Genomic DNA, 20,403 nt, shown 5'->3' with positions numbered 1-20,403 from the left:
GGAGGAGAACTGAGCAGGGCAGAGGTGAGCAAATAGCCGATGGTTAAAAACGGTACTTAACCGGCCAGTGGAAATGGCCAAGTGCGCTGACGTGGGAGCCTGGGGAGTTGGGTGGGGCATCCACTCTCCGAAGCATCTGTATCAGACTAAACAGAAAGAGGCTTCCAGGATATCTAGGCTCTGTACAAGTGCTCACAAAGTTCTGGATTGGTGGGAAAAACCCCTTCCCTTTCTTAGAGCAGCTCAGTGTAAAGCCTGATGCTCTTTTTTCTCTGATGGGATTACTGTAGAAGTGTTGCAACTGGAATTGTGCGGTGACCGGCTCCTCCTGCGCCCAACTTGCCAAACTCGAGATGCCCAAGATGCCCGTAACGGCTGGGATCCCTGTCACACCTTTTGCGGATCAGGCTGAGGCTGGTCACCTTTTGGTCGTGGATGATCAGCCCAACAGCCGCCTGCTGCTGGGGGATCTGCTGGAGAGCATTGGCTACCGGGTCAGCGAGGCCGAAAACGGCAATCAAGCCCTGCAGATGTTGAAAACCTTCCAGCCGGATCTGATCTTGCTGGATGTGATGATGCCGGGGTTGGATGGGTTCGAGGTCTGTCGGCGCATCAAAGCCAATGACGAGACGCGTTTGATCCCGGTGGTGCTGATTACAGCGGCCAGCGATCGCAAAAATCGCGTGCGCGGTATTGAAGCTGGGGCAGATGATTTCTTGAGCAAGCCCTTTGACGAGTCGGAATTGTTGGCGCGGGTGCGTTCCCTCGTTCGCCAAAAGCACCTCAATGAAGACTTGGATCATGCTGCCCAGGTTTTGTTCGCCATTGCCCGCAGTGTGGAAAGCCGGGATCCCACCACCGGGGATCACTGTGAGCGCTTGGTACAAATGGCCAAGAGCTTCGGCGAGTTTTTACATCTGCCCCGTCCCCTGATCAAGGTGCTGATGTGGGGAGGTTACCTGCACGACATCGGCAAAGTGGGCATACCCGATGCCATCTTGGGTAAAACAGGCAAACATACCCCGGAAGAGTGGGAGGTGATGAAATCCCATGTCTTGATCGGGGAGCAAATCTGCCGCCCACTACGCACCATGAAAGAGGTGTTGCCCCTCATCCGTCACCACCACGAGCGTTGGGATGGCAGCGGTTATCCCGACGGCCTCAAGGGGGAAGAGATCCCTCTGGTGGCCCGTATCTTCCAGATCATCGACATCTACGACGCCCTCACCTCGGAGCGACCTTACAAGCGAGCTTTCACTGCTCAAGAGGCTATAGACATTTTGCGGGAAGAAACAGCCAGAGGGTGGCGGGATCCCCAGTTGGTGGAGTATTTCTTTGAGTTTCTGCGATCGCAGGCGCCAGATTTGGAGTAGGCTAGATAGGGCTTGCTTGTAGTGTACCAGCAGGATAGAGTCTCTTGCCGGGTGCCGATCCGCTGCGCCGTTGTGTAGGCTGTCGCCAGTTGTTTCCTCGCTCACAACTGTGGCGGCTGGTCAGGCAATTTGATTCCCACCAAGTGCTTTTGGATGAGGGTATGGGGCGTTCTGCCTATGTCTGTCGTCGGCTGGAATGTCTGCAGGCAGCCCGACGCAAGCAGCAAATCAGCAGAGCTCTCAAGGCACCGGTGCCTGACTCGTTGTTTCAACGGCTGTTGGATTCTCTTGAGCAGGATTGCCAGGGGCATCTCCTCCAAAAGCCTGAGCCTCAGAGGTATTCCCAAACATAGGTAAGATATTTAAACGCCCTTTTAGGTTCATCAGGTTGCGAACTACACGACAGCCCCCCTCAATTGTCAGAATGGGAGTTGGCCGGAAAACTGAGGTCAGGCTGGAGGAGCTGCAGAGAGGTTATTCTGGAGGCGCTGTTTCCATCTATTCTTTCCCCGGCTGCCCTACTGGATGTCCCCTGCGGATGTTGCCAGAGCAGCTTCAGACCTGGGTTCCCTTCAGGCCGGATCCCCGGAGGATTGCCGAGCTGTTCTCGATGCGCCGGAGGAAGCCCCCGCAAGCCCGAAAGGTTCGGCTCAACCCAATAACTTGGTTCCCATTGAGTTTGGATAGTAAAACTGACGAGAAGTAAAGGAGCAGAGGCTAGCAGACGAATGACCGATAAAGTTCGAATTTATGATATTGCCCGTGAGATGGGACGTGACAGTCGGGATGTGCTGGAGGTTTGTGAGCAACTGGGGATCCCTTTCAAAACCCACAGCAGCACCATTTCTCCGGAGCAAGCTGAGTTGGTGCGCAGCAAGCTGGGCGCCCCCCACATTGTGAAACCTCCTCGACCCCGGCCCAAACCCCCATCTGAAAGCCTGCCGCCGGAGCCTCCTGCTGAAGCCAAAGTCGGTGAGCGCCCTCAGCAGAAAGTTCCCGGCACCGCCAGCGCGATCGTCGGCATTCGTCGGCCCGCGCCTGCTCAGCAGCCAGCTCCAGTTGGCGAAGCCAAGACTGCTGAAACTCTGCCGGCTGCCAAGCCCTCGCTGTCTCGACCTGAGCGAGTCTCCCCCGAAAAGGGATCGGCTGGTGGTGCTCAGCTCATAGGCCCACCGCGGCGGCAGGTTACCCCTCTTGTCCGCTCGTCTGAGGCCACCCAAAAGCCGGAGACTGTTTCTCAACCGGCAACCCCTCCCACTCCCTCTGAGTCTGCCGCGGCCAAAGCCAGCGGCTCGGAGCCCAGTCCTGTGGCCAAGCGCCCAATCGTACTCTCGCCCCCTCAACGAGCTACCTCCGGGACAAAACCGCCGGCAGAGCGGCCTGAACCGCCGCAAAAAGCTCCCGAGCCCAGTCGCCCCAGCCCCTCAGAAGCACCATCCCCCAGCCACGCCCGCGTTCCTCAGCCTGCGGAAGAAAAAGCTCCTTCTCCTCCACCTGCGCAGCGCCCCCGTCCACAACTGGTGAGCGCACCCGTTCGCCCTGGCACGCGCTCCCCGGCAACCAAAGAAGACAGTGTCAGCAGCAGCAAAGTCGGTGAAGCTCCTCGTCCGCAGCGGCGGATGGAATTGGTGGGGCCCCCTACCCGTCCTGTGGCCAAGCCGGCTCCCCCTGACCCAGATGCTGCCTCTCCCTTGCCAGAAAGAATCCCTGGGGAACGTCCCAGCCCAGTGTTGGCGGAGGCTCCCGTAAGACCTACCCCACCCAAGGTCAAGCGCAAAACGGAAGAAGAAGAGGACGACGAGCTACAAGCTCTCAGTCGGCGGGCTGCCCGCGTCCAAGCCAAACGCAAACGCAGTCGGAGACGGGGGGAAGGAGATGGAGATGGTTTGGATTTGGATCCCATGACCATCATTTCAGCGGTCAAGCAGGCTGAGCTGAACGCCCTCAAGCCCTTGGCTCGCCCCACCGCCAAGCCTCCTTCCTATCGCCCACCCGCGGCAACGGCTGCTCCCCCTGCCCGCCCCCGCCCTGCTGCCCGTTTGCAGCAGCAACCTACCTCCGCTGAGGCTGGTGCTGCCGATCGCGCCAGCGGGACAGAGCCCTTGCCCGAAGAGAAGGTGTTGCTCTTGGATGGCAGCCTCACCGTTCAGGAATTGGCCCATCGCCTGCGCGTGGCCGAAACTGAGATCATCAAAACCCTCTTTTTCAAGGGGGTGATGGTGACCATCAACCAGGTCTTGGATGAGTCGCTGGCCGAGTCGGTGGCCAAAGAGTTGGGCTACGAGATTCGCCGGCCCAAGGCAGAACCCGAGGCTAAAAAAACCGAAATGCTGGACGTGGAGGACATCGACCATCTGGTCTCGCGTCCGCCGGTGGTAACCATCATGGGCCACGTGGACCACGGCAAAACCACTCTCCTCGATGCCATCCGCGACACCAAAGTGGCGCAGGGAGAGGCTGGCGGGATCACCCAGCGCATCGGTGCCTACCATGTGGATGTGAACTTTGAAGGCCAGAAGCGGCGCATCGTTTTCCTGGATACTCCCGGCCACCAGGCTTTTACCGCCATGCGTGCCCGAGGAGCCCGCGTTACCGACATCGCGGTTCTGGTGGTGGCCGCCGACGATGGGGTACAACCGCAAACTCTGGAAGCCATTAGCCATGCGCGGGCGGCTCAGGTGCCGATCATCGTGGCCATTAACAAGATCGACAAACCCGGCAGCCAGCCGGAGCGCATCAAGCAGCAGTTGGCGGAGCATGGCCTATTGCCAGAAGAGTGGGGTGGGGATACCCCGATGGTGGAGGTGAGCGCTCTCACCCGCCGTAACCTGGATGCTCTGCTGGAGATGATCCTGTTGGTGGCCGATGTGGCGGAGCTGCAGGCCAACCCCAATCGTCCCGCTCGCGGCACGGTGATCGAGGCCCACTTGGACAAAGCCCGCGGGCCAGTGGCCACTTTGTTGGTGCAAAACGGCACCCTGCGGGTGGGGGATACCCTGGTGGCCGGCGCAGTGCTGGGCCGGGTCAAAGCGATGATGGACGACCGCGGCCAGCGGTTGCAGGAAGCTGGGCCGTCTTCGGCGGTACAACTGCTGGGCTTGGATGAAGTCCCGGCAGCCGGGGATGAGTTTCAGGTTTACACCGACGAAAAAGAGGCCCGTCGCATTGCCCAAGAGCGGGCGGAGGTGCTGCGGCAAACCCGTCTACAACAGGCGCTGCTGTCTCGTCGCGTGAGCTTGGGTAGCGTTTCCGCCAAAGCCCAAGAAGGTCAGCTCAAGGAGTTGAACTTGATCATCAAGACGGATGTCCAGGGATCCGCCGAAGCCATCCAGACAGCGTTGCGGGACTTGCCCCAAGAGGAAGTCCAGTTGCGGGTTCTGCTGGCGGCTCCTGGCGAGATCACGGAAACCGACGTGGATTTGGCTGCGGCCAGCGACGCCATCATCCTCGGCTTCAACACTACCCTGGCCCCCGGCGCCCGTCAGGCTGCCGATGACAAGGGTGTGGACGTGCGGGAGTACGACATCATCTACAACCTGCTGGACGATCTGCGGGCAGCGATGGAGGGCTTGCTGGAGCCGGAAGAAGTGGAGGAGCCGCTGGGCCAAGCGGAAGTGCGCCTGGTGATCCCCATCGGGCGCGGTGCGGTTGCCGGCAGCTATGTGCTCTCGGGCAAGGTGCAGCGCAATGCTCTGGTGCGAGTTCGTCGCAAAGGGGAGGTGGTTTACGAAGGTCGTCTCGACTCTCTGAAGCGCTTCAAGGACGACGTGCGGGAGGTGGCTGCCGGCTTCGAGTGTGGGATCGGCATCGACAAGTTCCAATCCTGGCAGGAAGGCGACATCATCGAGGTGTACCAGATGGTCACCAAGCGGCGGACGCTCACTCCCGCCTAGCTTCACCCCAAGCGACTCTAGGTCGGCCTGCGTTCTCGGGCAGGGGATCCCAAACAGGGCGGGAAAGTTTGAGCTGATCGTGCGAGCGGGAGGAGTCCTCAGAGGGAGGGAAGGGATGCAACAAAGCCAGAGACTGAGCCAGATGCTGTTTGTCACGCTGCGGGAGGATCCCGTCGAGGCCGAGTTGCCCAGCCACAAATTGCTGCTGCGGGGCTGCTTTATCCGGCGGCTCTCCCCAGGGATCTACACCTATCTGCCGCTCCTCTGGCGGGTGCTGCAAAAGATCTCGGAGATTGTCCGGGAGGAGATGAACGCCATCGGCGCTCAGGAGTGTCTTTTGCCCCAGCTGCAGCCGGCAGAGATCTGGCGGGAGTCGGGCCGCTGGGAGGTGTACACCCAGGCGGAAGGGATCATGTTTGCCCTTAAGGATCGCCAGGGACGTGAGCAGGCCCTAGGCCCCACCCATGAGGAGGTGATCACCTTGCTGGCCCGGGATCTCATCCGCTCCTATCGCCAGTTGCCGCAGACGCTCTACCAGATCCAGACCAAGTTCCGGGATGAGATTCGACCCCGCTTTGGCCTGATGCGAGGGCGGGAGTTCATCATGAAAGACGCCTACTCCTTCCATGCCAACGAGGAAAGCCTGCGCCAGACCTACCAGGATATGTACCGAGCCTATAGCCGCATCCTCAGGCGCTGTGGGCTGGAGTTTCGCGTGGTGGATGCTGATGCCGGGGCGATCGGGGGGCCATCGGCGGCCTCGCAGGAGTTTATGGTGCTGGCCTCTGCCGGAGAAGATGAGATTCTCTACACGCCCGATGGCTCCTATGCTGCCAATGTGGAGAAGGCCGTCTCCATCCCGCCGCCAGCGGCAGAGTCTCCCTACACCGCCTTCCAGGTTCTGGATACGCCGGGAACCGAAACCATCGAGAAGCTGGCCGCTTTCCTAAAAATCTCCTCTACCCTGATCGTTAAAAACGTCCTCTACCAAGCCCTCTACGACAACGGCCTGCGGGTGGCAGTGCTGCTCAGCATCCGCGGGGATCAAGAAGTCAACGAGGTCAAACTGGCCAACCACCTCAGCCGCTTGGCAGAGCGCTACCAAGCCAACAAGCTGCTCAAGCTCACCTTGGCGGATGCCGAGATCCAAAACAGTTGGCAGGGGGATCCCATCCCGGTGGGCTACATTGCCCCCGACTTGCCGGATAGCTGTCTGGGCCGGCAAAAAAACCTTGCCCCCCAGATCCTGCGCTTGGCCGACCAGACGGCAGCCCTGCTGCAGAACTTCGTAACCGGCGGCAACCAGGTGGGGCAGCACGTGGTGGGGGCCAACTGGGGCGAGCAATATCCCCTGCCGGAAGTGGTGGATGTGCGCAAGGCACAGGCGGGGGATCGGTGTTTGCTCAACCCCGACCAGATCCTGGAAACGGCCCGTGGCATCGAGATCGGCCATATCTTTCAGCTAGGCCTCAAGTTCTCGCTGCCAATGCGGGCCACCTTTACCGACGAACAGGGATCCGAGCAGCCCCTCTGGATGGGCTGTTATGGCATTGGGGTATCCCGCTTGGCCCAGGCGGCGGTGGAACAGTCCCACGATGCCAACGGGATCATCTGGCCCGTGGCCATTGCCCCCTATCATGTGGTGGTGGTAGTGCCCAACATCTCCGACCCCGAGCAGATGAGCGTGGCAGAGAAACTGGTGCAGGATCTCGCTACTGCCGGCATCGAGACCCTCTGGGATGACCGGGACGAGCGGGCCGGGGTGAAATTCAAAGATGCGGATCTGATCGGGATCCCCTATCGCCTCACCACGGGGCGCAGCCTCAAACAAGGCAAGGTGGAACTCAGCGAGCGGGCCAGCGGCCAAGCCACGGAAATTCCCATTGAAGAAGTGGTGACCACCCTGAAAGAGCGGATTGAAGCAGCCCTAGCTGTGCCAGACTGAGCGTGGTTTCTCCTGAACTCCATGCTGAACATCTCCATTCTTAAAGAAGACGAATCCTATACTTTTCGCTCTTATTTTGAGATGCCCTACGAGCCGGATGAAATCTTGGCTCAGTTTGGCTATCGACTGGAAATTGGGGAGTGGACATGGCCTGTTGCCCCTGCTCCACCTCAAACCCCAGTTCTGAAAGATCGGATCCGACAATTGTTACCTTTGGTTAGCCTCACCAGCGAAACAGCGCGGCGGGAATTGCTGGTGGCTCCTGTGCTGACCGAAGTGGCTCTCCATTGTCGAGTTCCTTTGCGGCTGGAGTATCCCCTGATGGTCAACAATTGGTTGAAGGGCAGCCTCGATTATCTGTTGCGAGGGAAGAACATCCTGCTGGTGGTTGAAGCCAAAAAGGACGATCTAACGCGGGCCTTTGTGCAAATGGCTGTAGAAATGATTGCCCTGGCGCAGGTGGAGCAGCAGGCTCAGATCTACGGTGCAGTGACAATGGGGTCTATCTGGCAGTTCGGACAAATTCTTGCCCATCAGCAGGTGATCAAACAAGACTTAACGCTGTATCGGGTACCTGAGGAGCTAGAAACCATTGCCGGCATTCTCACTGCCATGGTCAGCAACCCTAGCCAATCGTGAATTAAAAGCGTGAATTAAAAGTAAGTCATGGATCGAAAAACAGTCTGGTTTGCCCTAAAATTGATGCTGGCTGCTGCCGGGATCAGCACAGCCATCAAGTATGGTGGCCCTTACTTGGCCTTGCCGGAGCAAATGCCAGTGGTGGTCGGGATGATCGTTTTGCCCACCCTGATCGTGGCTGGGCTCCTGTGGCGCTGGCAACTACAGTCTCCTCTCTCAAAAACTCCCCTGCCAGCCGACAAGGGATCCCTGGCAATGGAAAACGATAAGGCCCTCACCCCCAGCCCTTCTCCCAGGGGAGAGAGGGAAGTCTGAACTGCTGGACATGGAAGGCTGCCCAGATCCCTTGATGGGTGGGGGGAAGGCTATCGGGATGGGCTGGGATCCCTTGAACCCCTACTGCTGGGTAAGGCGCAGGGTTACCGTTGGGCTGGTTTGGTTGCCGGAAGTGGCCGTGAGATTCACCTGATACACCGTGCCAGAGGCCGGAATGGGAGGCCGAACGGTGATGGTGAAACGGCCCTGGGCATCTGCCTGCACCGTTTGGTTGGTCACGGTCTGTTGGGCGCTGATGATGCCCCCCAGAGAGGTCGAAGCCGTTACATTCACCCGCACCGAAGCATTGGGAGCTGTAGTGCCCTGCAGCGTAAACGAAGAGCCGGAAACCCGATCCCCATCCCGCAGGTTGGTGATCTGAGGCAAGAGTGGGCCGGGGGCGCTGACCGTGGCGGAAACCTCTTGGGTGGTCAGCCGCTGGATGCCCCCGGTGGCCCCTTCGATCAGGCGGGCCGGTTGTTCGGCGGTCATGAAGCGCACTTGGCCACCATTTTCCAGGCGGGCGACGACGATCCCTTCCCGGGTGGTATCTTTCGCCTCGATTAGGGCGTTCACTACATAGGTGCCGCTGGAGACTTCCTGAGCCGGCAAGGTTTGCACTTGCCGTCCATCCTGGATGAGGTAAACCGTTACCCGGCTGGAAGGGGTACCTTTGACGGTAACCAGCAGGATTTCCCCGGCTGCCAAGGGGCGACTGCCGGCATTGTGATCCACCAGGTCGATGGAAGCGCGGACAGGGCTACCCACGGTGAAGCTCCAGGTCACGCGGCGGGTCACCCCCTGGGTATTGGTGAACTCCAGCAAGACTTCCCGACGCCCCGGCGGCAGAGGTTGGGCAGGGCGATAGGTGAAGAAATCTCGGGTGATCACCGACTGGGACGTGACATCTTGACCATCCACAAAAACCCTCACCGTTTCCGGGCGCACGCTGACGCCATCTTGGCTGCGGAAAGAAGCCGAGATTGGGGAGGTAGGTTCAACATTGGTGGCCGCTTGAGCTGGGCTGGGATCCGTAATTTGCTGAGCCCTTGCAGGCAAGCTCGACAACCCCACAACCGCAGCACCGATCACCAAGGCCCGGGGAAACCAGGAATACAAGTTATCGCTCATGAGACCATCCAAGAAAAAGATAGAGTACAGACAGACTACACAGGCAACAAGCCCAGAGAAAGGCTAAACAGAGTCCGGCAGAACATCGGCCTCGATATCCTGTTCGAATCCTGTCACAGGGGATGGCCCCTGTCGATACGCCTAAACCTCTGATCGGCTCTCCAATAGACTCAATCCCAGCGTCAAAACCGGGCAAAGTCAACTGCCATCTGCCGTGCCGGATCCCACGTCCATCCTGGCAAAATCCAGAAGATGACTGTAGGTGAGAATGTAAGGGATCCCTTTGAAGGATTTGACTTAACTTGTGTTCGATGGGTAATCGATGGGTATCAGCTCATCTCAATTCACAAAAATAGCCCCTGTCTCTTGCAGATCGAGGCAATGATCGCCGGAGACATCGTTGACCAGCCGCACCTCTACGGTGATCACATTCAAGGGATCCACGCTCACCTGGTAGCCCACAGGAGCCAACATCGGCGTGTTGATGGCCATGCAGTTGGGGATCAGCAGGTTGCTCAGGCGCAACGTTTCGCCGGCAGGCAGTTCCGAGACCTTCTGACGGGGATCGGTAAAGCCGTATTCCAAAGGCAGACCTGTGCGATTGCGGATCACCAGCTCGGCAGGTAGGTTGGGGTTAAAGCGGGCCACTGGGCGATCGAAGACCGATTGATCGACACCCACAGGCAGGCGCGGCAACGGCACGGTTTGGAAGGTGGGCTGAGCGGCAGCAGGGCCCTGTCCGGCAACCCAGGCTCCCAACAGGGCCGCCATCGTCAAGCGGATTCCTTTGCTTCGTTCTGCGTACCTCATGCTTCTGCCTCAGAATGCGCCTTGTGCAAAACTGGGATCCCATGGCAGGCCAAATGAGTGCTTCTCCTTGCCTGCTTGTATTGTTGCCAAAAATGGCTGGATGGGCCAGATGGCCGTCGCTTTTTCAAAGTTGCCCCCCTCTTCGGCCACCGGAGAGCCACACAGCAGGGATCCTCGCGCGGAAGGCTAAGTTGGAGCTGAGCAGAGCTGAAGATGGAAGCAAGGAACAGCCATGCCAGGAGAACCGGAAAAGCCAGAAAAAATGATTCTTGGAAAGGCAGCCTCATTGCAGGCCAGGCGCTGACCATTTTGGCTCTCCTGGGGTCAGCAGCAATCCTGATGGCGGGTTTCCTTCGCTAAACCGAGCTTTCAGATCCACAGTTGGCCCAAAAACTTCAGCACATTGACGGAAGCCGACCTTCCCTCTTCAAAGCAATGGTGGAAATGAATGTTGGGTTTTCAACCCATCCCTCATGACGATTCCCTCGATTGTTGAAGATGCCTTAAAAGCAGGAGTGCTGTCTCTGGAGCAAGAGGCCGCCATCTACTCCATTCTCCACAATCACCCCTGCACCGAGGCCGACCTGAATGCTTTGGAAGTTCTGTTGGACAAGTTAGGCCATTTCCCCGACTCTGCCGACTCAAGGCCGCAAGCCACAGGGTGAAAAGCAGCCCAGCAGAGAAGGGATCCCTGCTGGGTCTAGCCCCACGAAAAGGGAAACTCAGCTCAGCAACCGGCGGGCAGTGTTGAGCACGTTCTCCACCGTGAAGCCGAACTTCTCCATGCACACCGGGCCGGGGGCGGAAGCGCCAAAGCGATCGATGCCAATGGCCACCCCCTCAAACCCCAGGTACTTGTGCCAGCCGAAGGTGCAGCCTGCCTCGACGGAGACGCGCTTGGTGACGTTGGGGGGCAGAACGGAATCGCGGTAGCTCTGGGGCTGGGCCTCAAACAGCTCCATACAGGGCATAGAGACCACCCGCACGGCCCGGCCTTCCTGCTTCAGTTGGGCTGCAGCTTTCACCGCCAGCTCCAGTTCAGAGCCGGTGGCGATCAAGATCAGCTCTGGATTGGGGGCATCCACCACCACATAGGCCCCTTTGGCTACGCCTTCAACAGAGGTGCCCTCCACCGGGTTGACGGCTTGCCGGGTAAACACCAGCACAGAAGGGGTGGTCTTGGCTTCTAGGGCCACCTGGTAGGATCCCACCGTTTCGCGGGCATCTGCCGGGCGCAGCACATAGAGATTGGGAATGGCCCGCAGGGAGGCCAAAGTTTCCACCGGCTGGTGAGTGGGGCCATCTTCCCCCAAGGCGACGGAGTCGTGGGTCATGACGTGCAGCACCCGCACCTGCGAGAGGGCGGACAGGCGGATGGCAGGCCGCATGTAGTCGGTGAAGATCAAAAAGGTGGCGTCGTAAGGGATGAGACCTCCATGAAGCGCCATGCCGTTGGCAATGGCTCCCATGCCGTGTTCCCGCACCCCAAAGCGGAAGTTACGCCCCTCGTAAGAGCCGGCCTGAAACTCTGGGATCCCTTTTAAATAGGTCATGTTGGAGTGGGCGAGATCTGCGGATCCCCCCAGCAGTTCCGGCACCGCTTTGGCCAAGGCATTCAGACAAAACTTGGAGAGGTTGCGGGTGGATTCTCTGCCGGTTTCGGCAATGGGGGCCAGCGCTTCTTTCCAGCCCACCGGCAGCTCCCCGGCCATGATGCGCTTGAACTCGGCGGCCTCTTCGGGGTAAGCCTTCTCGTAGGCGGCGAAGCGCTCGTTCCACTCGGCCTCGGCCTTGGCCCCTTTTTCGATGGCCTGACGGAAGTGGGCCAGCACCTCGTCGGGAATGTAAAACTCCGGCTCCAGAGGCCAACCCAGGTTTTGTTTGGTGAGCTTCACCTCTTCCGGCCCCAGGGGTGCCCCATGGACGCTCTCGCTGCCGGCCTTGTTGGGGGATCCGTAGCCGATGGTGGTCTCGACAATGATCAAAGAAGGCTTGTTGGTGACTTCCTTGGCTTTTTGGATGGCCTCGGCGATCCCCTTCAGGTCGTGGTTGCCGTCGTCTACCTTTTGCACGTGCCAGCCGTAGGCTTCATAGCGTTTGCCCACATCTTCCGTAAAGGCGATTTCTGTGCTGCCGTCGATGGAGATGTGGTTGCTGTCGTAGAGCATGATCAGCTTGCCCAGTTGCAGGTGGCCGGCCAAAGAAGCTGCTTCGGAAGCCACCCCCTCCATGTTGCAGCCATCCCCCAAGATCACGTAGGTGTAGTGATCCACAATGGTGTGGCCGGGCTTGTTGAAGCGGGCGGCCAGATGGGCCTCGGCAATCGCCAGCCCAACCGCGTTACCCACCCCTTGCCCCAGCGGGCCGGTGGTGACCTCTACCCCCGGAGTTTCAAAGTTTTCCGGGTGGCCGGGGGTTTTGGATCCCCACTGGCGAAACTGCTTGATGTCCTCTAGGCTCACATCAAAGCCGGTCAGGTGCAGCAGCGCGTACTGCAGCATGCAGCCGTGCCCCGCCGAGAGCACAAAGCGATCCCGATCCACCCACTTGGGGTTGCGGGGGTTGAACTTCATGAACTGCTGCCACAGCACATAGGCCATGGGTGCTGCTCCCATCGGTAGGCCGGGGTGGCCGGAGTTGGCCTTCTGAACAGCATCCACCGCCAAAAAGCGAATCGTGTTGATGGCAAGTTGTTCCAGAGAGGGAGGAGCAGCGACAACCATGTGGGATCCCTATCGCTCGACATTTGCTTTCCAGTATGCCGCGTTTTGGGTCGTGCTTCCGAGGCGGCAGGGATCAATTGGGCCGGGAAATTGGCTTTGTCCAAATTCCAACGGGGCCAAATGGCAGGCTAAGCTGAGTGATACCGTCGCTGCTGTTTTGTGCTGGAGCACTTCTTTGACCGTTGTTTCTTCTTCTCCTGGCGGCAAACCCTCCTGGCTGCGGGCCAAGGCCCCTCAACGGGTGGGATCCGTCAAACAACTGCTGCGGGACTTGGGCCTGAACACGGTTTGCGAAGAGGCTTCCTGTCCCAACCTGGGGGAGTGTTTTGCCAACGGCACCGCCACCTTTTTGATCATGGGCCCGGCCTGTACCCGCGCCTGCCCCTACTGCGATATCGACTTCACCAAACGCCCTCTGCCCCTGGATGCCACTGAACCCCTGCGGGTGGCAGAAGCAGTGGAACGCTTGGGATTGCGCCATGCGGTGATTACGTCGGTGAATCGGGACGACCTGCCCGATGGGGGAGCCAGCCAGTTTGTGGCCTGCATTGCGGAAATCCGCCGCCGCATGCCCCAGACCACCATCGAGGTCTTGATCCCAGACCTATGTGGTAACTGGCAGGCGCTGCAGCAGATCTTGGCCGCCCGACCGACGGTGCTCAACCACAATACCGAAACGGTGCCCCGCCTCTATCGCCGTGTACGCCCGCAAGGGAACTACGAGCGCTCCCTCAAACTGTTGGAGTTGGCACGGCAATGGGATCCCGGCCTGTACACCAAGTCGGGGGTGATGTTGGGTCTGGGAGAGACAGCCGAGGAGATCTTGCAGGTGATGCGGGATCTGCGCCGGGTGGGTTGTGACATCCTCACGCTCGGCCAATACCTGGCGCCCAGCCCCAAACACCTGCCGGTGGAGCGCTACGTTCCCCCCGAAGAGTTCGACCATTGGCGACGGGTGGGGGAAGAGCTGGGCTTTTTGCAGGTGGTGTCCTCCCCTCTCACCCGCAGCTCTTACCATGCCGAGGCCGTACAAGATTTGATGCGCCACTCTCCCAAAGGGGGATCCTGAGTAGCGGCTCTCCACCAAGTTAGACTGCTGAAAGCCCGAGGCTGGTGTGTTCCTGACACCGCCAAGGAGACCCAAGACCGGGAACCCAATCATGGATATGAACAGGATCCCTCCTTCTACTAGCAGCAGCTCAGAAACCGGCTTGGTTCCCTCACCCCAGGGTTGGCCACAGCCTCTCCGCTGGCGGCCACCACTGGTCACTCCAGAAGAATATGCCGAGTTGATGGTGGGATTGATGCGGGAGTCTCGCCTCAGCCTGAACTACTTGATGTTGGTGCTCGGCTCCTGTGTGATTGCCACGTTGGGGTTACTGGCCAATAGCCCGGCCGTGATCATTGGGGCGATGATCGTGGCTCCTTTGATGCTGCCGATTCGCGGCATGGCCATGGGGGCTTTAGATGGGAATGTGGTCTTGTTTCGTACAGGCATCCTGTCTTTGACCGTGGGAACTGGTATTGGGGTGGGGGTATCTTTCCTGCTGGGGTGGTGGGTAGGTCTTCCCAATTGGGGCAGCGAAATTTTGGCCCGCACTCAACCCAACCTGTTGGATTTGGGAGTGGCGCTAGCAGCAGGGGGAATTGGCGCTTTTGCTAGGGTGCGCAAAGAGATCGCCGACAGTTTGGCAGGGGTTGCGATTGCTGTGGCCTTAATGCCGCCGGTGTGTGTGATTGGTTTGGGACTGGCCCATGCCGACTGGGAGATCAGCCTAGGAGCAACCCTGCTCTATTCCACCAACCTGTTGGGGATTGCCCTGGCTTGCATGGTTACGTTTTTGCTGATGGGCTACGCCCCCTTGCACAAGGCCCGTTCTGGATTGGTGTGGATGTTCGGTTTGGTGATGGTGTTGCTGGTGCCGCTGGCAGCCAGTATGACTCAACTGCTGTATCAATCTCGGTTGGAATGGGCGCTACGAACCGCCTTGCTAAACAGAACCATCACCTTCCAACGGGTAACCCTATTGCGCAGCGAGTTTAACTGGGTGGTCAATCCCCCAGAAGTAGTGCTGTCGGTACGAGCAGACGAGCCGGTTACCCCCAGGCAGGTGACTTTGCTGGAGGAATTTGTGGCGGCGGAGGTAGGTCGCCCCTTTACCCTGTTTTTCAGGTGGTACAAGACCAAGAGGTGCGCCGAGAAATGCCTGCCCCAGAAGAGCCTGAGTCGGATCCCGAGGTTAACCCTACAGAGGCAACTCTTTCCCCACGACCGAGGGGGATTATTCCCCCCTACTGAATCGCCGGGTGGGCTTGCTACAACGTCAGGGATCCCACATTTTGTTCTAACAACTGGGCCAGATCCTGCAGGAAAGCCGCCGCATGAGCCCCGTAGATGACACGGTGATCGCAGGTGAGGTTCACCTGCATTTGGGAACGGATGGCAATGGCTTTTTCCGGCGTCGCCACCACCGTGGGGCGAGAAGCGCCGATGGCCAAAATGGATCCCTGGTTGGGGGGCAAAATGGCATCGAAGCGATCCACCCCGAACATGCCCAGGTTGGAGAGGGTAAAGGTGCCGCTATTGTACTCTTCCGGCTGCAGTTGCTTGCGCCGCGCCCGCTCCACCAGATTCTTCCAACGGCGGGAGATCTCGTACAGATCGAGCCGGTTGGCCTGCTTCAAGACAGGAGTGATCAGCCCGCCATCCTCCATGGCCACCGCCACCGCGATGTTGATATCGGCTTTGTAGTGGATCCCGCCTTCTGTGTAGCTGGCATTCAGAAGGGGGTGCTTCTCCAGGGTCATGGCCACGGCTTTGACCAAGAGGGCCGTCAGGGTGACTCCTTTGGGCTTCACCTGTTGGTAGAGGTGATCCAGGCTATCGGTGGTGATGGTGTAGCCCACGTGGAACACTGGCACGCCCAGGCTGGCGTTCATATTGCGCACCACCGCCGCTTGTAAAGTGCTGAGGGGAACCGTTTCTCCCAAGGGGACAGCCGCAGGAGTTGGGGACGTAGGGGCTGGGGCAGAGGGGGCAGCCACTGCAGGAGCGGAAAGGGCCGCTGCCCGCTCCACGTCTTCGGCTATGATGCGACCGTTGGGGCCGGAGCCGCGCACGGTGCGCAGATCGATCCCCAGGCTTTCCGCCAATTTTTTCGCCCGCGGGGAAGCCACGATCCGCTGGGATCCGGCGCCATCCGATCCATTTGGCAGTGTAGAGGTGGGGGTTGCCGCAGGGGCAGGACTTGTCGGCTGAGCTGCAGAGGCGCGGTCTGCGCTAGGTGGAGCCGCAGGGGTAACGCCAGCAGCGAGGGCTTTGGCTTTTTCCTGAGCTTGGGCCACTTCCGCTTCGCTTTCGGCAATCAGGGCAATGGGGGCGCCCACCGGGGCTGATTCCCCTGCCGGCACCAGGATACTGGCCAGGATGCCGCTGTGGAAGGACTCCACATCCATGTCCGCTTTGTCCGACTCCACCACTAGGATGTTTTCTCCCTTCTCCACCCGGTCGCCGGGGTTTTTCAGCCAGGCGACGATCTTGCCCGTTTCCATGGTGGAGCTGAGGGCCGGCATGGAGAATTCGTGGATCATCGATGGGGATGGGAACACAGCAGAAAAGATTGTAACCCAGGAGACGGGATCCCTGCGCACGTCCCTGGGCCGGCTTTGGGCTCACCGGGCGCCAGCCGCTTCTGCTTCGGCCACCACCAGCAGAGTTTTCAGCAGGGAATCGGGGTTGAGGCTGATGGAATCGATCCCTGCCTGCACCAGGAAGCGGGCGAAGTCGGGGTAGTCGCTGGGAGCCTGGCCACAGATGCCGATCTTGCGCCCGTGGCTTTTCACCGTCTGGATCACCTGGGCGATCATCCGCCTGACGGCCTCGTTGCGCTCGTCAAAAAGGTGGGCCACCAGGGCTGAGTCGCGATCCAGGCCCAGAGTGAGCTGGGTGAGGTCGTTGGAGCCGATGGAGAAGCCGTCGAAGATCTGGCAAAACGCGTCGGCCAGGATGACGTTGCTGGGCAATTCACACATCACGTACACCTGCAGACCGTTTTCTCCCCGCACCAGGCCATGGCGGGCCATCTCTTCCAGCACCTTGTGCCCCTCTTCCGGCGTGCGGCAGAAGGGGATCATCAAGATCACGTTGGTCAGGCCCATCTCATCCCGCACCCGTTTCATGGCCCGACACTCCAAGGCAAAGCCCTCACGGTAGCGGGGATCCGTGTAGCGGGAAGCCCCCCGCCAGCCGATCATCGGGTTTTCCTCGTGGGGCTCGTAGCGGGATCCCCCCAACAGGTGGGCATACTCGTTGCTCTTGAAATCCGACAGCCGCACGATCACCGGCTTGGGATAGAAGGCGGCGGCGATGGTGCTCACCCCTTGGGCCAGCTTATCCACAAAGTATTCAGGCTTATCGGGATATTGGGCGGTCAGCTCCGCCAGGCGCGGCTCCTCTTTCACCGCCTGCTCGTAGTTGAGCAAAGCCAGCGGGTGGACTTGAATGTGGTTGGCGATGATGAACTCCAGCCGCGCCAGCCCGACCCCATCGCAAGGGATCCCGCTGAGGCCGAAGGCTTTTTCTGGGTTGCCCACATTCATCATCAGCTGGGTGCGGGGACGGGGCAGCTTCTCCAGGGGGATCTCGCTCACTTCATAGGGCAGCAAGCCGGGATAAACCCGCCCTTCTTCTCCCTCGGCGCAGGAAATGGTGATGGGCTGGCCGGAGCTGAGCACCTGGGTGGCGTTGCCGCAGCCAACAATGGCCGGGATCCCCAGCTCGCGGGCGATGATGGCCGCATGGCAGGTTCTGCCCCCCTGGTTGGTGACGATGGCGCTGGCTTTCTTCATGATGGGCTCCCAGTCGGGATCCGTCTTCTCGGTCACCAGCACCTCTCCAGCTTGGAACTGATCCGAGCGGCGCACATCCAAGATAAGGCGGGCTGTACCCTGGCCGATGGCCTCGCCCACCGCCCGCCCCCGCACCAGAGGTTCGGGCCGCACTTCCGGCTGGGTGAAGCGATAGGTGGTCAGCCGGTTGGCCGCTTTTTGCGATTGCACCGTTTCGGGGCGGGCCTGCACGATAAACAGCTCCCCGGTGAGGCCATCTTTGGCCCACTCGATGTCCATCGGCGTGAAATGGCCCCGCTGTGCCGAGTAGTGCTCCTCGATCAAGCAGGCCCACTGGGCCAATTTGAGGATTTCCTCATCCCTGAGGGCATATTGCTTGCGCAGGCTTTCGGGGACAGCCACGTTTTTGGTGGAACGGGATCCCCCCTCGTCGTAGACGAGCTTCAGGGCTTTGCTGCCCAGCTTGCGGGAGAGAAGGGGTCGCAGGCCCCGCTTGAGGGTAGGTTTGAACACCACGTATTCGTCGGGGTTGACGATCCCTTGCACCACGTTTTCCCCCAGACCATAGGCGGCGGTGATGAGCACTGCGTCTTTGAAGCCGGTTTCCGGGTCGATGGAGAACATCACCCCCGAACAGGCCAGGTCGGAGCGCACCATCTTCTGCACCCCCACCGAAAGGGCCACTTGAAAGTGGTCAAAGCCCTTGATTTGGCGGTAGGAAATGGCCCGGTCGGTAAACAGGCTGGCAAAACAGTGGTGGCAGGCGTTGAGCACCGCCCGCACCCCATGCACGTTCAGGTAGGTCTCCTGCTGGCCGGCAAAGCTGGCATCCGGCAAGTCTTCTGCCGTGGCGCTGGAGCGCACTGCCACATCGGTGTCGGGGCCGTAGCGCTCGCACAGCTTCTGGTAGGCTTCCGTGATGGCCTGCTCTAGCTGAGGGGGAAAGGGAGTCTGCAGAATTAAGGTGCGGGCAGCCTTGCCGCGATGGCGCAGGTTGTTCACGTCTTCAATGTCGAGATCCCGAAAGATCTCGCGCAGCTTTTCCTCCAAACCCGCAGAGGCGATGAACTGGCGATACGCATGGGCCGTGGTGGCAAATCCTGTGGGCACCTGGATCCCTTGTGGAGCCAACTGTTGGAGCATCTCCCCCAGAGAGGCATTTTTCCCGCCCACCTGGGCGATATCTCTCAGCCCCACCTCCGTCAGTGGCAAGACCAAAGGCAGCTCTGACAAGAACTGAGGGTCTTGTTGAGGCCGGGATCCCACGGTTGCTCTATCCGACATGCCTCACCTCCCTGTGCGAATTGAACCCCTTGTCCTCGGACGATTGAGCCCATCGCAATCTGCAATCGAGAAATCGATGTTGTGGTGACATCCTCAGGACGATTGCGTGCGAGAGAAAGACTCCCTCTGGGCCAGAAGTCGGCCCGGCTTCTCCCGATGGGCTTTACTCTCACTCTACTGAGGTTTTTTCTCCGGCTGCGATGCCCAGAAAATCGGGAAGAAAGGGCTCAAAAGGGGATGAACCAAACAGGATTCTGGGAAAGCTGCCTCGGCGAAGTTGCCACAAATCTTTGCCCTTTTTTACTTCAAGCAAAAATAACAAACTGCCACAATGAAAAAAGACAGTTTCCGCAACAGGGCAAATCGGTCGGGCATGGAAAGCCACCAGGATCTGCCGGTGGAGGTTCGACAGGTAACGGTAACCGAGAAACAGCAGGGATCCCGGCTGGATCGAGGCTTGGCGGAGCAACTCCCCGATTTGTCTCGCTCGCGCCTGCAACAGCTCATTCGGGCGGGGCAGGTTTGGCTGAATGGGAAGCCCTGCCTGGATAAAAATCGCGCCTTGCAAACGGGGGATCGGATTGAGGTGCGGATCCCGGCGGTTACCCCTTCGAGACTGGAGCCGGAGCGGATCCCGCTGGACATTCTCTACGAAGATGACGACCTGATTGTGCTCAACAAACCCCGCGATCTGGTAGTGCATCCGGCTCCCGGCCATCCCAGCGGCACACTGGTTCACGCGCTGCTGGCCCATTGTCCCCGCCTGTCGGGCATCAACGGCGAACAGCGTCCGGGCATTGTGCATCGCCTCGACAAAGACACCACCGGCGCGCTGGTGATCGCCAAACACGATCAAGCCCACCAGCATCTGCAAGCCCAAATTCAAGCCAAAACTGCCCGGCGCCTCTATTTGGGGGTGGTGTTCGGTCGTCCGGCTCAAAGTCAGGGCACCGTCTCTGCCCCCATTGGGAGGCACCCGGTGGATCGGCAAAAGATGGCCGTCCTGCCCCCCGGCCAAGGGCGAGCGGCGGTAACCCACTGGCAGGTGCTGGAGCGCCTGGGCAACTACACCCTGATGCAGTTTGAGCTGGAGACGGGGCGCACCCATCAAATTCGGGTTCATGCTGCCCATTTGCGCCTGCCGATTGTCGGGGATCCCCTCTACACCCAGAGCAAAACCAGCCCTGTCAAACTGAGCGGCCAAGCCCTTCACGCTTGGAAACTTTCCTTCATCCACCCGCGCAGCGGCCAGCCGATGCACTTTACTGCCCCCCTTCCTGAGGAGTTCGAGCGGCTCCTGCGGCAATTGCGCAGCCAAGTCAGCTAGAAATCGCAGGAGCCCCGCACTGTACCCGTAGGGTCAGTGTCGGGAGGAATGCGGAAGTTACGATAGAACCATGACCCAAGTCCTGACCGTCTCCTGCAAGCTCAAGGTGTCCCAG

The 20,403-nt window shown here is 59.7% G+C and carries 15 protein-coding genes; 10 read left to right on the top strand and 5 right to left on the bottom strand.

Annotated features, from left to right (window positions below; genetic code table 11):
- Nucleotides 1–362: 362 nt before the first annotated feature.
- From NW816_RS10955 to NW816_RS10930, 6 genes are all read left to right on the top strand, one after another.
- Nucleotides 363–1,373, top strand: a complete 1,011-nt coding sequence (locus NW816_RS10955; protein ID WP_414409176.1) for a two-component system response regulator — start codon at nucleotides 363–365, stop codon at nucleotides 1,371–1,373.
- A 44-nt stretch (nucleotides 1,374–1,417) separates the two neighbouring features.
- Nucleotides 1,418–1,726 carry a YlxR family protein gene (locus NW816_RS10950; protein WP_414409175.1) on the top strand — a complete coding sequence of 103 codons (309 nt, stop codon included), beginning with the start codon at nucleotides 1,418–1,420 and terminating at the stop codon, nucleotides 1,724–1,726.
- 375 nt (nucleotides 1,727–2,101) lie between these two features.
- Complete coding sequence (gene infB / locus NW816_RS10945) at nucleotides 2,102–5,266, top strand: translation initiation factor IF-2 (RefSeq protein ID WP_414409174.1); 3,165 nt, start codon at nucleotides 2,102–2,104, stop codon at nucleotides 5,264–5,266.
- 115 nt (nucleotides 5,267–5,381) lie between these two features.
- Nucleotides 5,382–7,211: a proline--tRNA ligase gene (locus NW816_RS10940; protein ID WP_414409173.1), complete on the top strand. Its 1,830-nt coding sequence runs from the start codon at nucleotides 5,382–5,384 to the stop codon at nucleotides 7,209–7,211.
- A gap of 21 nt (nucleotides 7,212–7,232) precedes the next feature.
- Nucleotides 7,233–7,850 carry a hypothetical protein gene (locus tag NW816_RS10935; RefSeq protein ID WP_414409172.1) on the top strand — a complete coding sequence of 206 codons (618 nt, stop codon included), beginning with the start codon at nucleotides 7,233–7,235 and terminating at the stop codon, nucleotides 7,848–7,850.
- A 27-nt stretch (nucleotides 7,851–7,877) separates the two neighbouring features.
- Nucleotides 7,878–8,165, top strand: a complete 288-nt coding sequence (locus NW816_RS10930; protein WP_414409171.1) for a hypothetical protein — start codon at nucleotides 7,878–7,880, stop codon at nucleotides 8,163–8,165.
- An 81-nt stretch (nucleotides 8,166–8,246) separates the two neighbouring features.
- Here the strand turns inward: NW816_RS10930 and NW816_RS10925 are convergent, their stop codons facing one another.
- Both NW816_RS10925 and NW816_RS10920 read right to left on the bottom strand, forming a co-directional pair.
- Complete coding sequence (locus NW816_RS10925; protein WP_414399182.1) at nucleotides 8,247–9,296, bottom strand: hypothetical protein; 1,050 nt, start codon at nucleotides 9,294–9,296, stop codon at nucleotides 8,247–8,249.
- A 339-nt stretch (nucleotides 9,297–9,635) separates the two neighbouring features.
- Nucleotides 9,636–10,106, bottom strand: a complete 471-nt coding sequence (locus NW816_RS10920) for a hypothetical protein (RefSeq protein ID WP_414409170.1) — start codon at nucleotides 10,104–10,106, stop codon at nucleotides 9,636–9,638.
- A 473-nt stretch (nucleotides 10,107–10,579) separates the two neighbouring features.
- Here NW816_RS10920 and NW816_RS10915 point away from each other — a divergent pair, with 473 nt between their 5' ends.
- Nucleotides 10,580–10,771: a hypothetical protein gene (locus NW816_RS10915; RefSeq protein ID WP_414382224.1), complete on the top strand. Its 192-nt coding sequence runs from the start codon at nucleotides 10,580–10,582 to the stop codon at nucleotides 10,769–10,771.
- A gap of 57 nt (nucleotides 10,772–10,828) precedes the next feature.
- On the opposite strand, the gene tkt is transcribed toward NW816_RS10915, so the two are convergent.
- Complete coding sequence (gene tkt / locus NW816_RS10910; protein WP_414409169.1) at nucleotides 10,829–12,829, bottom strand: transketolase; 2,001 nt, start codon at nucleotides 12,827–12,829, stop codon at nucleotides 10,829–10,831.
- 175 nt (nucleotides 12,830–13,004) lie between these two features.
- On the opposite strand from tkt, the gene lipA reads away from it, so the two are divergent.
- Both lipA and NW816_RS10900 read left to right on the top strand, forming a co-directional pair.
- Nucleotides 13,005–13,898, top strand: coding sequence for a lipoyl synthase (gene lipA / locus NW816_RS10905; RefSeq protein WP_414409168.1), 894 nt, complete (start codon nucleotides 13,005–13,007; stop codon nucleotides 13,896–13,898).
- Between the two features lie 91 nt (nucleotides 13,899–13,989).
- Nucleotides 13,990–15,228, top strand: coding sequence for a DUF389 domain-containing protein (locus NW816_RS10900; RefSeq protein WP_414409167.1), 1,239 nt, complete (start codon nucleotides 13,990–13,992; stop codon nucleotides 15,226–15,228).
- On the opposite strand, the gene NW816_RS10895 is transcribed toward NW816_RS10900, so the two are convergent.
- The gene (locus NW816_RS10895; RefSeq protein ID WP_414409166.1) at nucleotides 15,146–16,420 is read right to left on the bottom strand and encodes a dihydrolipoamide acetyltransferase family protein; all 1,275 of its coding nucleotides are present in this window, start codon (nucleotides 16,418–16,420) and stop codon (nucleotides 15,146–15,148) included. The two genes, NW816_RS10900 and NW816_RS10895, sit on opposite strands and share 83 nt — an antisense overlap.
- 81 nt (nucleotides 16,421–16,501) lie before the next feature.
- Nucleotides 16,502–18,961: a phosphoenolpyruvate synthase gene (gene ppsA, locus NW816_RS10890; RefSeq protein ID WP_414409165.1), complete on the bottom strand. Its 2,460-nt coding sequence runs from the start codon at nucleotides 18,959–18,961 to the stop codon at nucleotides 16,502–16,504.
- Between the two features lie 373 nt (nucleotides 18,962–19,334).
- Here ppsA and NW816_RS10885 point away from each other — a divergent pair, with 373 nt between their 5' ends.
- Nucleotides 19,335–20,288 (top strand): RluA family pseudouridine synthase, encoded by a 954-nt coding sequence (locus NW816_RS10885; RefSeq protein ID WP_414409164.1) that lies wholly within the window; start codon nucleotides 19,335–19,337, stop codon nucleotides 20,286–20,288.
- Nucleotides 20,289–20,403: the final 115 nt, after the last annotated feature.

It is taken from the genome of Synechococcus sp. W55.1, assembly GCF_047461655.1.
Classification (GTDB): domain Bacteria; phylum Cyanobacteriota; class Cyanobacteriia; order Thermostichales; family Thermostichaceae; genus Thermostichus.
The sequence above is the reverse complement of the archived record's forward strand: the minus strand, read 5'-3'. Positions and strand labels throughout refer to the sequence as shown.